Source organism: Exiguobacterium sp. s36, from assembly GCF_018618345.1.
Classification (GTDB): domain Bacteria; phylum Bacillota; class Bacilli; order Exiguobacteriales; family Exiguobacteriaceae; genus Exiguobacterium; species Exiguobacterium chiriqhucha.
Genome location: NZ_JACSLW010000012.1, coordinates 16182 through 34358, shown reverse-complemented (window position 1 = coordinate 34358; position 18177 = coordinate 16182). Strand labels below are relative to the sequence as shown.

The following is an 18177-nucleotide window of genomic DNA, read 5'->3' as shown; positions in this document are numbered from 1 at the left end:
TCAACGGCCGCCCACGCAAATGCCTGGGCTGGAAGACCGCACACGAGGCCTTCACGGAGGAAGTGTTGCGCTTAATTTGACAAACCGTCATTTGTTAAAAAGCATCATCTTAATTGCTTCATATGGAATTCGAAATGTTCTTCCAAAAATGTAGAGATGAAGAAATAGCTATGATCATAACCTTTAACTTGCTTATAGTTTATTTCTACGTTATTTGCTTGGGCATTTTCTAAGAAAGTCGTTTCTTCCAATTGTTCTGGATAAAACTGATCTGCAGTTCCTTGTGTAATAAGAATAGGGGGGGTGTCAGTTGCTTTAATGAGTTCTGAAGCATCCCATTCTTTCCAAGAAGCTTTGTCTTCACCTAAATAAGTTGAGAAAGCTTTTATTCCCCAAGGGACTTGACTAGGACTTGAAATAGGAGAAAAAGCAGAAATCGCTTTGAATCTTGCAGCATTTTTTATCCCAATTACTAAAGCACCATGACCTCCCATTGAGTGGCCCATTATACTTTCTTTTCCTGAAAATCCAGGTACTAAAGTGGACGTAATACCTGTTAACTCCTCTGTGATGTAAGTATACATATGATAATTCTTTGCCCATGGATTTTGTGTGGCATTTAAATAAAAACCGGCACCTTGTCCGAGGTCGTATGCATCATCATCAGCAACGTTTTCTCCGCGTGGTGAAGTATCAGGAATAATGACTGCCACTTGATATTTTTCAGCCAATCTTTGAAATCCACTTTTTTGACTAAAATTATCATCTGTACAAGTTAATCCAGATAGCCACCAAATAAGAGGGATTTTTTTCTTTTCTTTATTTGATGGTAAGTAGATACTAAATGTCATATCACATTGTAAAACTTCTGAATAATGGGTGTACTTACGTTGTTCCCCATCAAAAGAGCGTTGTTGTTCAATTAGTTTAAGACTCATTTATTTCACTCTCCATTCTCCATTTGTTTATAATTGTACGGATTGATTTAACTAATGAAGTAAACCAAATGCTTTATTGATATCCATACCCATAATTACATAATAAAATGCAATCTACAATACTGACGTTTTTGTCACTATGCTATAATAGTAAAAGAAAGGAGCATTACTGATAGAAAACTTTAAGACAACTTGTAAATAAGAAGCCCTATTGGTATGATGCGGAGATTGCTTCTATAGAAAACTTAACCTGAGCATCAAACAAGGCAAGGATTAGAATTCTTAATATGTGAGAATTTCCGGAAAACCAAAAGAACATTCTAATATCGTTTCGACGGTTTAAACCGTGATATATCAATACTTATAGAGAGAGTGAATATAATTGGAAATTAATTATAAAGATAAAACTTATTTTACTGGAAAAGATTTGGCTTTATCAGTTATAGGTGGACGTTGGAAAATAGTGATTATATGGTGTTTGATACAGGAGTCTCCATTAAGGTTAAGTGAAATGCAAAAAAAACTTCCCGAAGTCAATCAACGCATGTTAATTAGACAGTTAAGGGAATTAGAAGATGATAACATAATTACTAGAACTGTATATCCCGTTGTACCTCCTAAAGTTGAGTATCAACTAAGTGAAATTGGTTGTCTCCTAGAACCTGTTGTAACTTCAATCTGTGATTGGGGAGATATTTTTAGCGACTCTTTAGAAAGAGACGCTAATAAAACAGAGATTGAATAACATCTATGTATACTTAGCATGGGTGTAAGAAAGAAAAACAGGCATTAATTTTTCAGTTCGCGTACCTATCCATTACACTTTTGGTTATTATGACATATTTGTCAGTATGGTAATTTAAATTACGATATGTAATCATGGAAATGTAAACATCATAGTGTTTCACATTTTTTACGTATTAATGTGTCCATGATGACAAATGTGTCAGTATTGTCAACGGTATATTGATATGTAATTATGGGTATGGTAACGCTATAAAACAAAAGAAAGAAGGGTTTCATTTGAAAAGTAAAGCAGCCGTTGCATTTAAAGCGGGAGAACCGCTTCAGATTGTAGAAATCGATGTAGAGGATCCAAAAGCCGGAGAGGTTTTAGTAAAGATACTGTACACTTCAGTCTGTCATACAGATGCTTATACATTATCAGGGGATGATCCAGAAGGCGTATTCCCTGCCGTTTTAGGTCATGAAGGCGCTGGTGTTGTAGTAGCCGTAGGTGAAGGAGTTACTTCAGTAGAACCAGGAGATCATGTTATTCCACTATACACGGCTGAATGTGGGGAATGTAAATTCTGTCGATCTGGTAAAACAAACTTATGTAGTGCTGTACGAGAAACTCAAGGTAAAGGTTTAATGCCTGACGGAACAACTCGTTTCTCTTATAATGGAGAGCCTATTTATCATTACATGGGAACAAGTACATTCAGTGAATATACAGTCGTTCCTGAAATCTCTTTAGCAAAAATTGACAAAGAAGCGCCACTTGATAAAATTGGTCTATTTGGATGCGGTGTGACTACAGGTATTGGCGCTGTACACAACACAGCAAAAGTGGAAGAAGGAGCTGTGACAGCCGTATTTGGTTTAGGAGCCATTGGATTAGCCGCTATTCAAGGATTGGTTCAAGCAAAAGCAAGCCGAATTATTGCTGTAGACTTAAATGAAGATAAGTTTGAATTAGCTAAAAAAATGGGCGCAACTGATTTTCTAAATCCTGCTAAATTTGATAAACCAATTCAAGAAGTCATTGTTGAAATGACAGATGGAGGAGTAGATTATAGCTTTGAGTGTATTGGAAATGTTGAAGTAATGAGGTCTGCTCTTGAATGTTGTCATAAAGGTTGGGGTGAAAGTACTATTATCGGTGTAGCAGCTGGAGGGAAAGAGATTCATACGCGTCCATTCCAATTAGTAACGGGTCGAGTATGGCGTGGTTCTGCCTTTGGCGGCGTGAAAGGCAGAACGCAGCTTCCAGGAATGGTTGAAGATTATATGAATGGTGAAATCGATATCGATTCGTTTATCACACACCACTTAAACTTTACAGACATCAATGATGCATTTGATTTGCTTCATAAGGGTGAGTCAATCCGTACGATGTTAACGTATGAAAAATAATGAATATATTCAAGGAGGAAAACATATGACTACCACTAAATTACATCCAAGATTAGATAACGGGATTAATGATTATCCAGAAGTAAAAGACTTTGTAGGAGGAACACTAAAGTGTCTTTGTGAATCCAATAAAGTAGAAGTCAAGGTAGATTCACAAACAATGCACAACCATGCATGTGGTTGTTCTAAGTGTTGGAAACCAGAGGGTGCCAATTTTTCTTTAGTAGCTGTAGCTCCTCGTGACAAAGTTCATGTCATTAGAAACGGCGATAAGTTAGAGATTGTTGATGAAACAGCTACAATTCAAAGACATTTTTGTAAAGAATGTAAAGCACATTTATTTGGTCGTATAGAAAATAGAGATCATGCATTTTATGGTTTAGATTTTGTTCATACAGAATTATCAGAGGATAAAGGGTGGTCTGCACCACAATTTGCAGCATTTGTTTCGTCTGTAATCGAAACAGGTACACCGGCTTCAAAAATGGCTGATATCCGAAAAGATTTAAATGATATTGGATTACCTACCTATGATGTCCTATCACCTGAGTTAATGGATTTAATTTCTACTAAAACTGCTGAACTGAATGGCACATTGAATGAATAAAAGTTATATTTTAATGTAGTAATTAAGAAATAATAAACTAGTTACATGTGCTTTCTGTTTTTATAAACTAGCGGTTCTTCATTAATCGTAAAATTGTTAGTTTATAAAAACTATTGTCGTCAAGAGTCCTTTTAAACTCAAGTTTCGCTTCAATCTCACATATTTTAAAGAATTCTGCAGATTGAAAAGATATGCAAAGGCACTTACTCTATTTCAGAGTAAGTGCTTTTGTATATTCATTATTTAGGGTGTGGGTCTAAATCAACCTCTACCGATAGAAAATCTAACTGCAAAAGTAGCAATTGAAAAACTAAGAAATTCCGATGAAGAGATAATAGAGATCGTAACAGACGATGATTCCACTTGGTATATCATAAGAAGCGAGAATGACGGTATTTCGATAGCCGATGAAAATCTTAAACAAATGATTGGTTCAAACGGCTGGGAATTTGAAGCGAAAGAAGGCTCAGGTCTGTTCTTTGAGAAAGAGGATGAACAATTAACTGTTGCTACACAAATGTGGATTAAAAGATACGTTCTTGTTCAGGTACAAAATAAATATAAAGAACTTTAAAACATTAGGCTAACGTGCGCGAGATTGTAGAGTAAACTCTTGTGACATACGGAAGAATTTATCAAATCGTAGGAATATATTTTGATTGAGATCAATTTTTGTGTTTCACATCAATTTTTGATAGGATTGAACATTCAAGCACGTAAGCGTAATTTATTTGAGTATTTACACTTTATTGTATAATAATAACATTAGAAAAAGGAGATTGAGCGATGATGACTACTTATGAAGAAAATGTAGCTAGTTTTGATAAAATCGATTCCGAAAAAGCACAGGCATTGGTAAAAGGGGAATCCGAAGCCTTAATCTATATTGGAAAGGCTGTTTGTCCTTTTTGCCAAATATTCGTTGAAAAACTAAAAAAAGTTGCTGAGGAAACTGATACTACTATCTATTATGTAAATAGTGTGGAAAAATCTGATATGGAAGGTATTACGGCCTTCCGTAATGAATACGACATTCCAACGGTTCCTGGTTTCGTTTTTACTAATGGTGACACAATAAACGTGAAATGCGATTCATCCATGTCAGAAGAAGAAATCAAAGCTTATATGAATAAATAATTCAATTGCAAACAGTGGTCTTCTGCAATCGGGCGCTATTGTGGAACGTCAAGGGTAGAAAGTGATCAAACTTTATTTTAAAAAGTGTATACTAACCCACAAGAAAAGAATCCATTTTGATCAATCTTTTTTTCAAAACGGATTCTTTTTATTTGCCCGAAAAATGAGCTTTTGCGGGAACTTTTGATCAAACTTTATTTTAAAGCTACACCAATCACGAAAAAGGCTGTTCAAAAAAGAGAAAATGGGTATAAAATAAGAACAAATGTTCGTTTTAATAAGAGGATGATTTTTTTATGACGATGTATCGCGATCGGGGCGAGCTGAAATGGATTCCATTCCTCATGCCCGAGCACAAGGCACTACTGACAAAGTATTATAAGGAAATCCAAAAGATTGAGATGCCCGATATCGACGAACAGGTCCTATCGGTCTATGAGAATGTGTTGAATGACGCGCTCTTCAGTGGAGACATGGTCGAGGTGAAATATGTCGAGGAGCGGGAGATGAAACGGTTCAAGGGGTTCGTGCACCGAACGAACTATTTGGAGCGGACCGTCGAACTGGCCAATCAGCGGGACGGGATCATCCATGTACCGTTCGAGGCCATCATTCACGTGGAACAATCGATGGACTAACGCCCTGGCGGTTGTTCGAAGTCTGCGTCGCGAAACGAAGTATCGCTCCTCGACTTTTATAAAAGAATAAAAAATAGCCACTTATTTCATAACAGTGGCTAGGAAATTGTAAACAAAAAGTAATTCATGTCTGGAGTTTAGTTGAATTAATCAGTTAGAACAGTTTATTAATTTCCTTGAACATATTTTCAAATCGAGTGAGCGTTCGTTCTTCAAAGAAACTGCTGTCTACTCCTTTTTGAGCCAATTTACTTGCAGGTCTATAGTGATTGAAATGTGATTTTCCTATTACTTTATTAATTTGTTTCAATACTTGTGGTTCTTCAGTGTCTAATTGTTCAACAGAAATGTTTTCGAGTTCTTCAAATGCTTCATTGAATAGCGTAAGATATTCTACTTTTTCAAATAAATCTTCTATATCTGCATATTTATTATCCCTATCGATAAATTCATCGAAAAACCTAATATTCTTGGCTTTAATAATTTTTTTCGAAATCAGATCCTCTACCTTCCGCTTTCCTTTTTGATCAGTAAATGAATCTAATAGACAAACCGTGTTCAATTTACTTCCTCTTAAAAGAGAGATGAAGGTAGAAACTTTATCTAAGCCACCTACCGGAATAATCGTGACACCTTCGGTAAGTGATGTTCTTCCGCTGGATTCTAGAAGACTCGACATTACAGTGATATAAATAAGATCAGCCGGCCCTTCTACTAATAAATTGTTTTTGGAAATGTATAAATTTTGTGCAATATCGTATCCTAAAGCCGCTTGGAGCGGGAAAAGAGTCTCTGAATCTTTTTCTTGAATGGCATCAGAAATTTTACTTCCAATTTTCGCATCCAAAGAATCATAAACAGTCCGAACTTCATGAAGTTTTTCAGAGTCAATCATAAAGGGAGAATGGGTGGTATAAATTACTTGATAGTTTTCAGAAAGTTCTTCATCAATAAAATTTAATAAATCTCTTTGCGCAGATGCATGTAGATTAAGTCCTGGTTCATCAAGTAACAAAATAAATTTATCGTCTTTTGCGTTATCTATTCTGCTAAACCATACTAAAAAGGAGAAGAACCAAATAAAGCCTTTACTTCTGTTTTTGAGAGGTAATGAAACCCGATGTTTGGTGTTTCTTATTCTGATATTGAGTATCTTATCTTGACTCAATACAGTATTAGGATTATTAGGGTGGAGGTTAGTGATTGATTCTATTTCAAACTTTATCTCTAGGTTTTGATTCGTAGTCCAATATTTTAAAAATTCGTCTGTTATTTCGTTAGATGTAGCTTCTAACTCAGAAATAAAGGACTCAAAGCTACTCGCATTATATAATTCATCAATTTCAATATTTGCTAATTCAAATAATGCCTTTGCAGTGTCATATTCTTCTTTTGTGAAGCTTTCATCGATTCCCTTTGATTTCATTTTCGAGATACTGATACGCGAAGGTAAAGAATAATACTCATCGAAATACCAAAACTTAGGTATCCAATCACGTAAATATTTTTTAACAATATACCCATTCAGAGTTTGATTCCAGTCCCAAGAATTGTTTTTTATTTCTGTGAGGAATTCTAAGACTTCTTCACATTCGATTTCATCCTCACAAAACTCAATTGCTTCCGAAATACTCTTTGCTTTATTCAATTTCTCTAATATTGCAGCATCAGTAATATATCTATTGAAAAGATTATCTAGGAACCTCTTTTCATCTGTTTTTACACCACTATAAATCTTGTTATTTTTACCGTAATCAACAGAAACACTGATTTCCTTAGAAAGAAAAACGTTTTCTCCTAGATCAACTTCAATCTCTTGTAGTTGATAAGGTAGAAGTTCGAAGACACATAACACAACGGTAACTGTCTCACCTTTTTTTTGATAACTTTTGAGTTCATTTTTAGGAAAATCAAAAGTTTCATTGAATTCTTTGTTAGAATCCTCTGTGAAATAGTTGAATTTTGCCAAAGCTTCTAAGAAAGATGTTTTTCCTGATTCATTCTTCCCCACTAACCTCGTTGTCTTGTCTTCAATTGAAACAATCTGTTCCTGTAAGAAACTCTTATACTTATTTATTTTCACTTCTTTTAGCTTCATTTAATTAATGCCCTCCCTTTGTTTTATTATTCCATATTGATTGTATCACCCTTTTGGAATTTTAAGTAAATCTCTCTTGCTTAAATAATGTTGCTAGTTTCTTTAGTTCTTCGAAATCATAATAAAAACAAACATGTCTTTTAAACGAACGTTAAAGAGACATATTTGTTTGTTAATTCACATTAAAATGAAAAGGGCTATTTAAAGCCCTTTTCATTTTGTCTCAATTGTCTTTTAACTTATCTTTTTATCAATGTTCGTTTTCTGTTATGATTAATGAGTAAACAAACAAATAAACGGAGGTTATTCATGACGAGAATTGGATATGCAAGAGTATCAACCTTTGATCAGAACTTGGACTCTCAGCTAGATGAACTTAAGAAAGCTGGTTGTACTAAAATCTTTCAAGAGAAGGCCTCCAGTGTTAAAAAAAGACCAGAATTTGAAAAGTGCTTAGATTATTTACGAGAAGGTGATACCCTGGTTGTCTGGAAGCTAGATCGGTTGGGAAGAACCACAAAGAAGCTTCTTGAATTGATTGATGATTTGAAGGATCGCGGAATCAATCTTCAAATCATTACACTAGGTGTAGATACCTCCACGGCTGCAGGTAGATTGTTCTTTACAATGATGGCTGGATTAGCAGAAATGGAACGTGAGCTGATTCGTGAACGTACGAACGCTGGGCTTCAGGCTGCCCGGGCTCGAGGAAGAATGGGTGGCAGAAAACCAATCGATGAACAAATCATGGCCAGAGCAATGATGATGTATGAAGCCAAGATGACAGTAGACGATATCACAAAAACTCTAGATATATCTAGGTCAACATTTTATAAATATAAAAAAGCGTCAAATTATATTAAAAAATAATTTCGAATACGACCCTTAGATGTTACCACCTCTGACGACTGAACCACCAGAAGAAACGAGACATTACTGGGATTGCTCTGACGTCATCGTTCTGATATATCAAGGATTTCTCTCATCAATTCCTGAATTGATAAGCGTCATAGATTGATGAGGGATACGCGTTGATGACTCAGATATACGGTGTGTCATGCGACATGACTTTTGTACGCTGGAAGTCTTGAAATATTCCTAATAGCTTATCTCGGCAAGGGCCTTATCGATAAACCATAGCTGATTGTCATACGAGGTATCTGGAGCATCAACTTTAACGAACATATCAAAGATGAAAGGATTTACTCTTAGTCCTATTCTTAAATTCGTGTGGAACTGTCCTCTCTTAACTTACTCATCATATATTCTGAAATCATCCCCATAGACTCTATTGCAACTTTTGCCTCATGATCATTGATCAAAGGAAGGAATGGTCTACCATGTCCAGTTCCCTGTTTGTTCCTCAAATTATTTATAGAGCAACCTAAGTCATATAAAACTAATTCCATTTTTTCTACATGTGAAGGATTAGTCTTAGAAGCAGAAGTTGACATGCCCAGACAAGTGAAAGCTAACCCTAATAACGTTGGAAAATTCTTTTGCTCATACACACCCATTTTCTTATGCACGACATAATACGATACAGCTTCCAACAAATCTTTTCCTGTCCCAACCAACAAAGCAGCATCCATCGAACCTCTTTTGGCCCTAACGATATATTTGGTCAACGCCTCTTCGTACTCACCTTCACTCATATTTTCTAAAACAATCGGTAGAATGGACCCATCCTCATCCATAAATACCCCTTCAGTTTTCAAGACGTTACGAAAGTTTTCAAATGCTTCAACTCCTACATAATTTTCTGAATCCTTTCTAAATCCGCCATGAGCATGAAGCATAGACAGTAATTTAAAAAATAAGATATACGCAGAATCAAGAGTATCTTCAGAAGAAGACAGACTATAAAGAAGATACTCAATACGTTTCACCTTACCCATACCTGAATCAGATGTCCGAGGATCGACACCAGATACCCCAATATCTATCAAAACGCGTGAAATATCATTGTGACTAGGTTTACGATAAACAGAAGATGTCTGTTCAAACAGCCTAGAGAACGAAACAATTACGGGAGAAGACAGCGGAATAAAAACCATAAAGACACACCCAATCTACGTAGTATCGAAACTATTTCTCATACCGTAAAAATAATAAAGAGACCCACCCACCACCGTATCTATAAATGTATTGGAGTTGAGCCCATTAAATTCGATTGAAACAGGGAAAAGAACCACATTGTCTTTCTTAACCAACATTATCGTTGTTTTTGCACCTCTCCCTCTTCCTTCTACTTCCTTTGTTATGAGTCCTTCCTCAGCCATAACAGCAATTAGGCGCTTGAATGTTGCGTATGACAAGCACTTGGAAGGGTCTACTGATGATGTGATTAAAGAAACAAGAGTTCGTTGCGCACCACAAATACACCCTCCGTTTTTGCGTAAAACTGCAAGGATGTCTTCTTTCCATTCATCTAGATGACTATATGTACGTTCTTCGCGCGGTTTTGCACCTTCCCAGACTTGATACTTGAACTCGATACCCGACAACGTCTCAATCCAATATGATGAAGGGCCGAGCGGAGAACCAAGTTTGAAGGCGCTCTTCACTTTCCGTTTGACTTCGATTTGGCGAAGTGAAGGACTGTTCTTTTCATTCCAGTAATAAAGTGACGACAAGGCTTGATCTTCTTCGTATCCTGCAGCCTTGTATGCGAGAGCAAGGGTGTAGCATGTATTGTCACGTTGACCCTCTTCCACGCCTTCCAATAGCTTTAGAATTGCCGGATGGGACAATAAATCAGTCGATCCCAATGCTATGTTCCTTTTTTTCGAATGATTCTCTTGCAACTCATTCAACCAGTCGCAAAGGTCATCAAAAGAAACGCGTTCTCCCGAACGAAAAACTGTGTTCTCTTCTGTCGGTAAACGGAACCAACGTTCAGCACCTATCGCTTGAAGATCCGCGTTCATCTCCTCAGCTATCATTCGTTGGACGCGCTTATAGTGATCAACGACTTTTGGAAAAGCGCGTCTTGGTTCTTTCAAGTACCAATACACATGGAATCCACCTGAAGGCGTCTGGACGACGAGTGATGGTGTCGGCAGGCCTGCACTCGTCACCCGGTCCATGACGTCCGGAAAAATCATCCCTGCATTCTGCGACGTCTTAACATCGATATCGATCACCACGGCGTTCAACCAACGCAAAGAGCCCGCATGACGTTGGTCATTGCGGTAAAATGTGTTCGGTGTGAAATAGGTATACTTTTCTTTTGCCCCAAAGAGTGAGCGGTATGTACGGATGGCACGTGGTTGTGTGAACTCCTGGCAGACAAAAATCCATCCCAGGTCTTTGCTGTATCCGGTTCTCTCGATCTGAGAGGCCCGTTTCGGAGCTTCCGTTAATTGGTCTCGATAAAGATTTCTCAATACTTCCATGCTACATCCTCCTTTCTTCTGTTCTATGGTTCATCGTAAATTGTTGCGTATCCATTTTTCTGAAATACGATGAACATTGTCGAGAAGAAAGAACAATGTTAAAATGATTGCATAAGAAAGACGCCTTTGTTCGTCACGTTTTTCTTTTGAACAACGCATGAAAAAGGTTCAGTTCATCGTATTATGTTTTTAGAAATCTTGGTTTCTACAAATCTATTCATGATGGCTGGTTTAGGGTGAAGCGTTGTTAAATACACAGTCTGACTACTAAGTCAGGTGATTTGGATCTGATAACGGCCAGGTTATCAGATTTTTTTATGCCGTTTTTCCCTACTGGAAAGAACTTCATAATCCTATGTTTTCATAAAAGAAACCGCTTAACAACAGCTTTTTTTCAAGCTTATGCTCATATAAACCAATGTATACATGTAGATTTGTATACGCGTATACATGTAGATTTGTATACATGTAGATTTGTATACATGTAGATTTGTATACATGTAGATTTGTATACATGTATACAAATCTCATTTTAATAATTCGCTGAAAACGTTGGTTTAAAGCCATAGTTCAGACGATTTCATTTTTGCTGTATACATGTATACATGTAGATTTGTATACATGTAGATTTGTATACTTGTAGATTTGTATACTTGTAGATTTGTATACTTGTAGATTTGTATATTTGTATACATGTATACCGTTTTTTGAGTATTTATCTTTGCTAGATCAACGCGGCTGAACATCCAGCAAAGACGAAGCAAGAATAGGAACTGATCAACGAGAAGTCGTCGACAAGCAACACAATCTTGGTCGCGCTCCTTTTAAGATTGCACAGGTGAACAAAACTACGGCTATCGACGAATCATCATGACGGTCAAACATAGACGATACCAGTATGGACTGCCGCATTCAATAAGAAGCGTATCTATCATTTCATGTGCCTCCATAAGATCCCTTTGGTCATCCATCAGAAGCGAAAGCGGTACAAAAAATCGTTCCGGTAGCATTGATCAAGAACCTAATAAACCGAGAATTCAGCCTCTCCCGACCGAATGAAAAATGGTGTATTTACGTCATGGAGTTCAAATATGGACCTGATATCTGACTGCGAGTATGACGGTTCGATTATCGCCTACGGCTCTGAAGGACCAACACACTGGGCTCGTCTTCCAGACGATGACCCCCAGCGATTGCGGGACTGTATACAGGAGCTGGTTTGATGATCCATAAGGATAGGGTACCCTGAAATTCGCAATGTACTATGTGCTTTAGTTCCAGGCCTATAACCAACCCACACCAGCCATCGCAACCTACATATCGTTTTACAACCACGACCGTTTTCAGAAACGACTAAACGGCTTGAGCCCTGTCGAATACAGGTCTCAAGCCGTTTAGACTGATTTTCATTATTTGCCCTGTCTACTTGACGGGGAGCAGTTTAATTCTAGTTATGCCTCTTTTTTGTTTTTGTCAAAAAGACTCCCAATCCAAACGATAATTCCTATAAAGATTGGGAGACCTAAAATAAAAGTAAGTAAGTTTTTCGGCACGATTTCATTATATATATATAACAACACTATTGATAAGGCGATAATAACTAAATATTTAACAAACGTTTTCACTAACTACCATTCCTTTAATATTATTTCAATTCAATATAGTCATTTTTAGGCTTACTATCTCTAGCATCAATCCACTTAGCTAATCCGGTACCTAAATCCATATAGTTCATCGCCCATGCTGACCCTGCTCCTACCGCGACTGCTAATTTTGGTGCTCCCCAAGCTTTCAACCTACTTACCACTGTTTTAGTAAATATTCGTTGTGCTTCTTTTTTCCCTTCTTGATAATAAATTGGGATACGCCTCCAGCTACCCCTCCCACAGCTATACCAAAGAGCGTATTAAAAGTAGCTGCTGCAAATCTAACACTAACTCTTGCTTGAAATGCATTTGCTTCTTGAGTGCTAAATGCATCAATGATTGTATCTTTTATTACAAACTCTTTTTCCTCTTCATTCTGAATTTCCTCAATATTTTCTTCTAATTGTTCTTGGGCTACAGGTAAGTCATTGTAAATGCCAGAACTCTTATCAAAGAAGTCAGTTAATACTTCAGCAAAGGCCTTATCTTCCTCCATGTTATCAAATCCATATATAGTAATTTGTTCTTCTATTAAAGCATCAAACAACTGCCTTTGCTCTGGACTCATTTCATCAACAGATGGAATATTTTCTACAGCCTCTTCTAAATCAAAATCATCTGATAAAACTTCTTCACTCAGCTCTACTTCTTCGAATGAATGGAGTGCAGGAGTAGAAACCAAGACATTATCTAATGTAAATTGATCTTCTTGCTCTTGTGCTTTGCTATCCTGTGTTGGGATTGAGCTTAAAACGAATACTACAGCTGTAACCAATGATACTTTGCCTAGAAATGATTTTTTCAAAACAGTTCCCCCTAAAGATATTTAATATTATCCAACAAAGGACAATGTACCAAAAAAAAGGATTAATAGACAATATTATTTAAACTTAAATTTACTTTTTTTAAAATAATAGAAAGAGTGAGCAATGTCAAAATACACATTGCTCACTCTTTCTATTTCTTTTGCTTCATCATCAAAACATCTCGAATCATCTCGTATTCTTTCCTTTCATTTGAAGAGAGTAATTCAAGATACTCGTCAATCATCGTAGAAATAATCGCATCTACCGAATCCGCTTTGCCCATCGTCACTAACGCTGACAATTTGTTTTTTGTGAGGTTCGATACACGAACAGTGCTTGAACCCATATTGACGGAGTTCTTAGCTGATCGTTTGTTTGAGGTTTCTTTCTGAGCAGTAGATTTTGATTCTACTGTTTTGTCTTCAGATACTTCAGCTTTATATGTTTGTTGCGGCGCCGCTGCACCCTTACGGTCCAGCAACCGCTTTTTCGTTGGTTTTTGAATCAAATCTGACATATAATTCACCCCTGTTCCACGTAATTCATTTCTGTTTCGAGACGGTGTAAGAACTCTTCTGCGACTTTCGCGTATGTCTCCATGACACGTTTGTCGTGCATATCTTCCTCGACAATCCCAGTGATGTCATATCGCTTCAAACGCTCCATGTTCTTGATCACACCTTCAAAAAGGTTATGCGATCCGAATACATTCTTGGCATTTTCAAGCGTTGCCATATCTACGGCTGCACCATTTTTGAGAAGAACCGGTAGGATTCCAAGAATATCAAAATCAGCATCATAGTCATCCAGCAATGTCTGCAGGTACTGTGTGAATACCTCGGCACCCTGTAAGCTTCGTTCCTGTGTCTGAAGTACGACGACTACGAAATCAGAGGCATAGAGCGCTGAGTCCGTATAGATGGAGATAGTGGGAGGGACGTCCACAAAAATGAAATCGAACTCACTCTTTAAAGGTTCGAGAAGAGTAGAAAGGTACGTCACACGGTCCACTTCTTTCTCAAACTTTTTCTCAAGAAACTTCGGGTACTGCGCGAAATCACTGAATGAAGGTAGTAGGAATAGATTGTCCGTGACTTCTGTGACGATGCTACTTAAATCGCCTTCTTGCATTGCCGCCATCAATGTTTTCTCGAAGGTTATGTAGTCATCTTCTCGCGCAGCCTTCGTCTTCAAGAACAAGGTAGTCGCATTCGCCTGCGGATCTTGGTCACAGAGCAATACACGATAGCCTTTCTTGGCCAATGCGTAAGCGAGCATCGTGCTATTCGTCGTCTTTCCCGTGCCGCCTTTAAAGTTTCCGAACGTCACAACAATCGCTTCTTGCTGTGAGAGATCAAGCTGATTGGTCATTTTAGTGCCTCCTTTTTTATTTGTAACTTCAACGTATCAAACTTTTCTCCATTTGTATACATGTATACAAATGGATTGATATTATTTCACGTTAAAGATTGAATTAATTCAGATAGTGATATATAGTTAGTGTAAGTAAAAAGTAAGAATTCTTACCGTATGTAAATTAAAAAACAAGACAATCAGCGAACAAAAAAACAAACAAATGAAAAAGCCGAGCGAAAATAAATTACACAAATTAAAATGGTAAAGTGAAAAAAGGAGAGATAAACCATGTTAGCAACGAAAACGAAAAAGGTTGCCGTCTCCAGCAAAAGACAAATCGCCATTCCCAAAGAATTCTTTGATGCGATCGGTATTGAAAAAGAGATCATTATGGAACTGAATGATGGAGTTATTCATATCAAACCAGTAAGAAAACATACGGATGATTTTTCGGAAGAAATATTAGCAGATGTTATTCAAGAGGGCTTCACAGGGAACGACATTTTGAAAGAGTTTCAACGACGTAAAAATATGATTCGTCCGGCTATTTCACAGATGATCAAGGAAGCAACAAGCACTAAGCCAACATCAATAGATGATTTATTCGGAGATGACGACGAGGACTGATTTAAATTGAATGATAACGTGCCAATTGTATTTCATCCAGCAGCCAAAAAATATTTTGAGAAGCTAAAAAAGAAAGATAAACGCCTTAGTGAGCTGTATAAAATAAATCTTCAAAAGATTTTAAGTAACCCTGAAATTGGCGAATTTAAGACAGGGGATCTGGCCGGCATCAGAGGCTATGATTTCAGGCATAAGGGGACCGTCTATGAGATTGCATACAGCATTGAAATGGGAGATGACGGGGAATTGATTGTCGTTATCTTAGCTGGAACCCGAGAAAACTTTTATCATGAGTTGAAAAGATATTTAAAGTCTAAATAAATAATTAATGAAAGGCGCTTAAGTCTAACTTTTTCGTTGGCTTAAGCGCCTTTCATTTGAAAAATTGATAACACATAAATTTAAATTTCTGATTCATTACATATTGACAAAAGACACTAACATTTAGAGTTACAAGGGTGAACTTTGCACTGCCTATACTCTTTATTATGCTCGGCCATCAGGAACAATCTATATGTATCTTATAGTTAGTTGTTTTAAATAGCTCTCCAAAACTATTTGTGGAGAGCTATTTAAAATTCTCTAGTATTTCTCGCTTCACTTATTTTCACTCGAATAGTTTTCAATCTTTCGTATGTTTCAAAAGGTAGAGCCTTAAATTGCTCCGGCCCTATATTGTAGACCACAGCTTTATTTAAAATTGCTTTGTCATTAATTCCAACTACAAGACAAATCGTCTGTTCATCCTCGTCGAATACCCTTTCCATTAAAAATCTTTTCCTTTCAGTTTCATTCTTAAAAACTCTATTTGATGAATGAAGAAGAAAGATTGAAATGACAGGTAATTCTTCGATTTTATTTTCTTTTTTATAATTCATAGGCATGTAAGGTGTAAGAATCACTCCACGCCGCTTAGATTCTAATAATTTTCGACTTCTAGAGGTTAAGAAAGTTTCAATGTTTTCTCGAGTATCCCAGTCTAACATGAGTAGATATCTTGCTACACGTATCAATTCTTCGTTCATTTTCGTATCCAACAAATCGATTAGTTGTTGAAATGTCTTTGGCATTTTTTGATTTGGTTTCTTATGAAATTCCCCATTACTTAAAGAACATGATGAATTATCTGGGTCAGCATTCTCTAAAATTGAATTAAATTTCATAGTCATGTATACATCTATTTCTTCTCTATGGTTATCTATGAACACTTCTGAAATACCTTGATGCTCTTCAACTACTTCATTAATTCTTTTAGAGTAGTCATTATATTCAAAGTACAACCCAATATGATCTAGTTCGTCATTTAGCTTAATATACGGATTTTTAGAAGCTTTACTGCGTTGGTATAAGTAGTTTAAAAAGATACTTGGGGAATCAAACAACTCAGGATATACTCTTAAGTCATTAATAGAAATGCACCAAATGGCAAGATCACTTTTCTGAATGATGTCTGTTTTTTCAATACGAGATGCAATCTCATTAAAATCGTCTAATGTCACGCTACAAGCTTGAACAAATTTAATATCACTTACGATTGCGACTTTTTGATACTTTCTTTTACTTTCTTTTGAGAAAAGTTCAATAAAATCTTGTTTTTTATATGTGTTATAAAACCTCAAGGACTGATTATAAGGATTTTTAGCTAAGTCATCTAATGATTTTAAATAAGCAACTTCATCTGAAAATGGAGAGACTGGAGATAGTGCCCCTCCTTTTACTTCCACAATAATCATTACATTATCAAATATAAAAATGCCATCGCATTCACACCATTCATCTTTACCGTTTCCACCAACAGGAGCTTTATAGAAGACATTTTTATAGAGTTTTGATTTTGGCAACATTTTTTTTAATAATTTTAGCGATATTTCTTCTGATAGATCGTTTTGAATCAGATTAATCTGGTTTGATGAACCAGGATTGTTTGCTCTAATCACTCTTAAAGTCGATCTATATATGTTATCTATAAAATTATCTATGGAGAAACAATAGAAACGACCATCTAATTCGAGGAATGGTTTGTATTTAATCGGACTTTCTTTGGTTACTATACTTAAATTATCTTCGTAAAAATCTTTATATTCGCCTCTTGATAACGATAACTCTTTAATAAATGTTCTCGGCCATTTGGTGATTTTTTCTACATCAAAGTAATCAGCTATTACATGTAAATCTATAAAAGACCCATCATCAGAAATACCATCCGTGTCCCCTAAAAATTTTATATATAAAGTGCTACGCAAGTGCTTGCTAATGGCAAGAATCCCATTCACCAAGTTTGAACTAGTTAATCCAAATGTACTTTGTAGTAACTGATCGTAAGGAGACAACATATCAGTAAAGTGATCTTGTTCAAACAAAGGATATAGAGTACCAGTTACATTAAATTGCATTCCTTGTGAATATCTAATAATCTCTTCTTTTGGAGAGAAACTTATAAGAATACTCGCAGCAGAATAAAAACTCTCAATTTCTTCTAGATATTCTTCGACTAAAAAATCTTCCTCTATATCGTGATCAATTATTAGTTGACTACTAACCAAAATACTCTGGGTAATATCAAGAAGTTTGTTCTCAAAAGGTGTTGTATTCCCTTGAATAGTTTCTTCTATGTTCATCAAGCCTCTAAAAAACTTATAATTATACAGTTGAATCATTGTTAAAAGTGGGTCTGATTCCGACAGCATTTCTTTTATTCTTGTTATGCTCTTCTCTACTTTGCATTCAAAATCTGCTACATTGAATTGTTCCAAGATACACGCTCCTTATACAGAATATAGATTCAAT

General features: G+C 36.3%; 17 protein-coding genes and 1 pseudogene. 10 read left to right on the top strand and 8 right to left on the bottom strand.

All coding sequences use genetic code 11. The annotated features are described in order from the left end of the window. Positions 1 to 104: 104 nt before the first annotated feature. Entirely contained in the window at positions 105 to 938 is an 834-nt protein-coding gene (fghA, locus tag KNP95_RS15425) for an S-formylglutathione hydrolase (protein ID WP_094871740.1), read from the bottom strand. A 382-nt stretch (positions 939 to 1320) separates the two neighbouring features. Here fghA and KNP95_RS15420 point away from each other — a divergent pair, with 382 nt between their 5' ends. The 6 genes from KNP95_RS15420 (at position 1321) to KNP95_RS15395 (ending at position 5459) form a co-directional block, all read left to right on the top strand. Then, the gene (locus tag KNP95_RS15420; RefSeq protein ID WP_094871738.1) at positions 1321 to 1683 is read left to right on the top strand and encodes a winged helix-turn-helix transcriptional regulator; all 363 of its coding nucleotides are present in this window, start codon (positions 1321 to 1323) and stop codon (positions 1681 to 1683) included. A gap of 278 nt (positions 1684 to 1961) precedes the next feature. Beyond that, entirely contained in the window at positions 1962 to 3077 is a 1116-nt protein-coding gene (locus KNP95_RS15415) for an S-(hydroxymethyl)glutathione dehydrogenase/class III alcohol dehydrogenase (RefSeq protein WP_064617364.1), read from the top strand. A gap of 25 nt (positions 3078 to 3102) precedes the next feature. Then, entirely contained in the window at positions 3103 to 3684 is a 582-nt protein-coding gene (gene gfa, locus KNP95_RS15410; RefSeq protein ID WP_094871737.1) for an S-(hydroxymethyl)glutathione synthase, read from the top strand. A gap of 250 nt (positions 3685 to 3934) precedes the next feature. Then, positions 3935 to 4258 (top strand): hypothetical protein, encoded by a 324-nt coding sequence (locus KNP95_RS15405; protein ID WP_053522651.1) that lies wholly within the window; start codon positions 3935 to 3937, stop codon positions 4256 to 4258. A gap of 212 nt (positions 4259 to 4470) precedes the next feature. After that, a complete protein-coding gene (locus KNP95_RS15400) occupies positions 4471 to 4821 on the top strand; it encodes a DUF6568 family protein (RefSeq protein ID WP_064617367.1) in 351 nt (116 codons plus the stop codon). Positions 4822 to 5117: 296 nt separating this feature from the next. After that, complete coding sequence (locus tag KNP95_RS15395; protein WP_214838256.1) at positions 5118 to 5459, top strand: YolD-like family protein; 342 nt, start codon at positions 5118 to 5120, stop codon at positions 5457 to 5459. Between the two features lie 154 nt (positions 5460 to 5613). On the opposite strand, the gene KNP95_RS15390 is transcribed toward KNP95_RS15395, so the two are convergent. Continuing rightward, complete coding sequence (locus KNP95_RS15390; RefSeq protein ID WP_214838254.1) at positions 5614 to 7557, bottom strand: ATP-dependent nuclease; 1944 nt, start codon at positions 7555 to 7557, stop codon at positions 5614 to 5616. Positions 7558 to 7866: 309 nt separating this feature from the next. On the opposite strand from KNP95_RS15390, the gene KNP95_RS15385 reads away from it, so the two are divergent. Further along, positions 7867 to 8427: a recombinase family protein gene (locus KNP95_RS15385; RefSeq protein WP_214838252.1), complete on the top strand. Its 561-nt coding sequence runs from the start codon at positions 7867 to 7869 to the stop codon at positions 8425 to 8427. A gap of 350 nt (positions 8428 to 8777) precedes the next feature. Here the strand turns inward: KNP95_RS15385 and KNP95_RS15380 are convergent, their stop codons facing one another. Further along, positions 8778 to 9614, bottom strand: a complete 837-nt coding sequence (locus KNP95_RS15380) for an abortive infection family protein (RefSeq protein ID WP_214838250.1) — start codon at positions 9612 to 9614, stop codon at positions 8778 to 8780. A 15-nt stretch (positions 9615 to 9629) separates the two neighbouring features. Further along, entirely contained in the window at positions 9630 to 10955 is a 1326-nt protein-coding gene (locus tag KNP95_RS15375; RefSeq protein WP_214838249.1) for a primase C-terminal domain-containing protein, read from the bottom strand. A gap of 849 nt (positions 10956 to 11804) precedes the next feature. Between KNP95_RS15375 and KNP95_RS16170 the strand changes: the two are divergent. Beyond that, a pseudogene (locus tag KNP95_RS16170) lies at positions 11805 to 12353 on the top strand (IS3 family transposase); the annotation flags it as partial. Between the two features lie 402 nt (positions 12354 to 12755). Here KNP95_RS16170 and KNP95_RS15365 read toward each other — a convergent pair. From KNP95_RS15365 to KNP95_RS15355, 3 genes are all read right to left on the bottom strand, one after another. After that, the gene (locus KNP95_RS15365) at positions 12756 to 13406 is read right to left on the bottom strand and encodes a hypothetical protein (protein ID WP_214838247.1); all 651 of its coding nucleotides are present in this window, start codon (positions 13404 to 13406) and stop codon (positions 12756 to 12758) included. A gap of 152 nt (positions 13407 to 13558) precedes the next feature. Continuing rightward, positions 13559 to 13924: a DUF5388 domain-containing protein gene (locus tag KNP95_RS15360; protein ID WP_214838245.1), complete on the bottom strand. Its 366-nt coding sequence runs from the start codon at positions 13922 to 13924 to the stop codon at positions 13559 to 13561. Positions 13925 to 13929: 5 nt separating this feature from the next. Next, complete coding sequence (locus KNP95_RS15355) at positions 13930 to 14778, bottom strand: ParA family protein (RefSeq protein WP_214838242.1); 849 nt, start codon at positions 14776 to 14778, stop codon at positions 13930 to 13932. Positions 14779 to 15051: 273 nt separating this feature from the next. On the opposite strand from KNP95_RS15355, the gene KNP95_RS15350 reads away from it, so the two are divergent. Beyond that, the gene (locus tag KNP95_RS15350) at positions 15052 to 15390 is read left to right on the top strand and encodes an AbrB/MazE/SpoVT family DNA-binding domain-containing protein (protein ID WP_214838240.1); all 339 of its coding nucleotides are present in this window, start codon (positions 15052 to 15054) and stop codon (positions 15388 to 15390) included. Between the two features lie 6 nt (positions 15391 to 15396). Beyond that, the gene (locus tag KNP95_RS15345; RefSeq protein WP_214838238.1) at positions 15397 to 15711 is read left to right on the top strand and encodes a type II toxin-antitoxin system RelE/ParE family toxin; all 315 of its coding nucleotides are present in this window, start codon (positions 15397 to 15399) and stop codon (positions 15709 to 15711) included. A 251-nt stretch (positions 15712 to 15962) separates the two neighbouring features. Here KNP95_RS15345 and KNP95_RS15340 read toward each other — a convergent pair whose 3' ends face one another. Further along, the gene (locus tag KNP95_RS15340; RefSeq protein ID WP_214838236.1) at positions 15963 to 18143 is read right to left on the bottom strand and encodes a hypothetical protein; all 2181 of its coding nucleotides are present in this window, start codon (positions 18141 to 18143) and stop codon (positions 15963 to 15965) included. Positions 18144 to 18177: the final 34 nt, after the last annotated feature.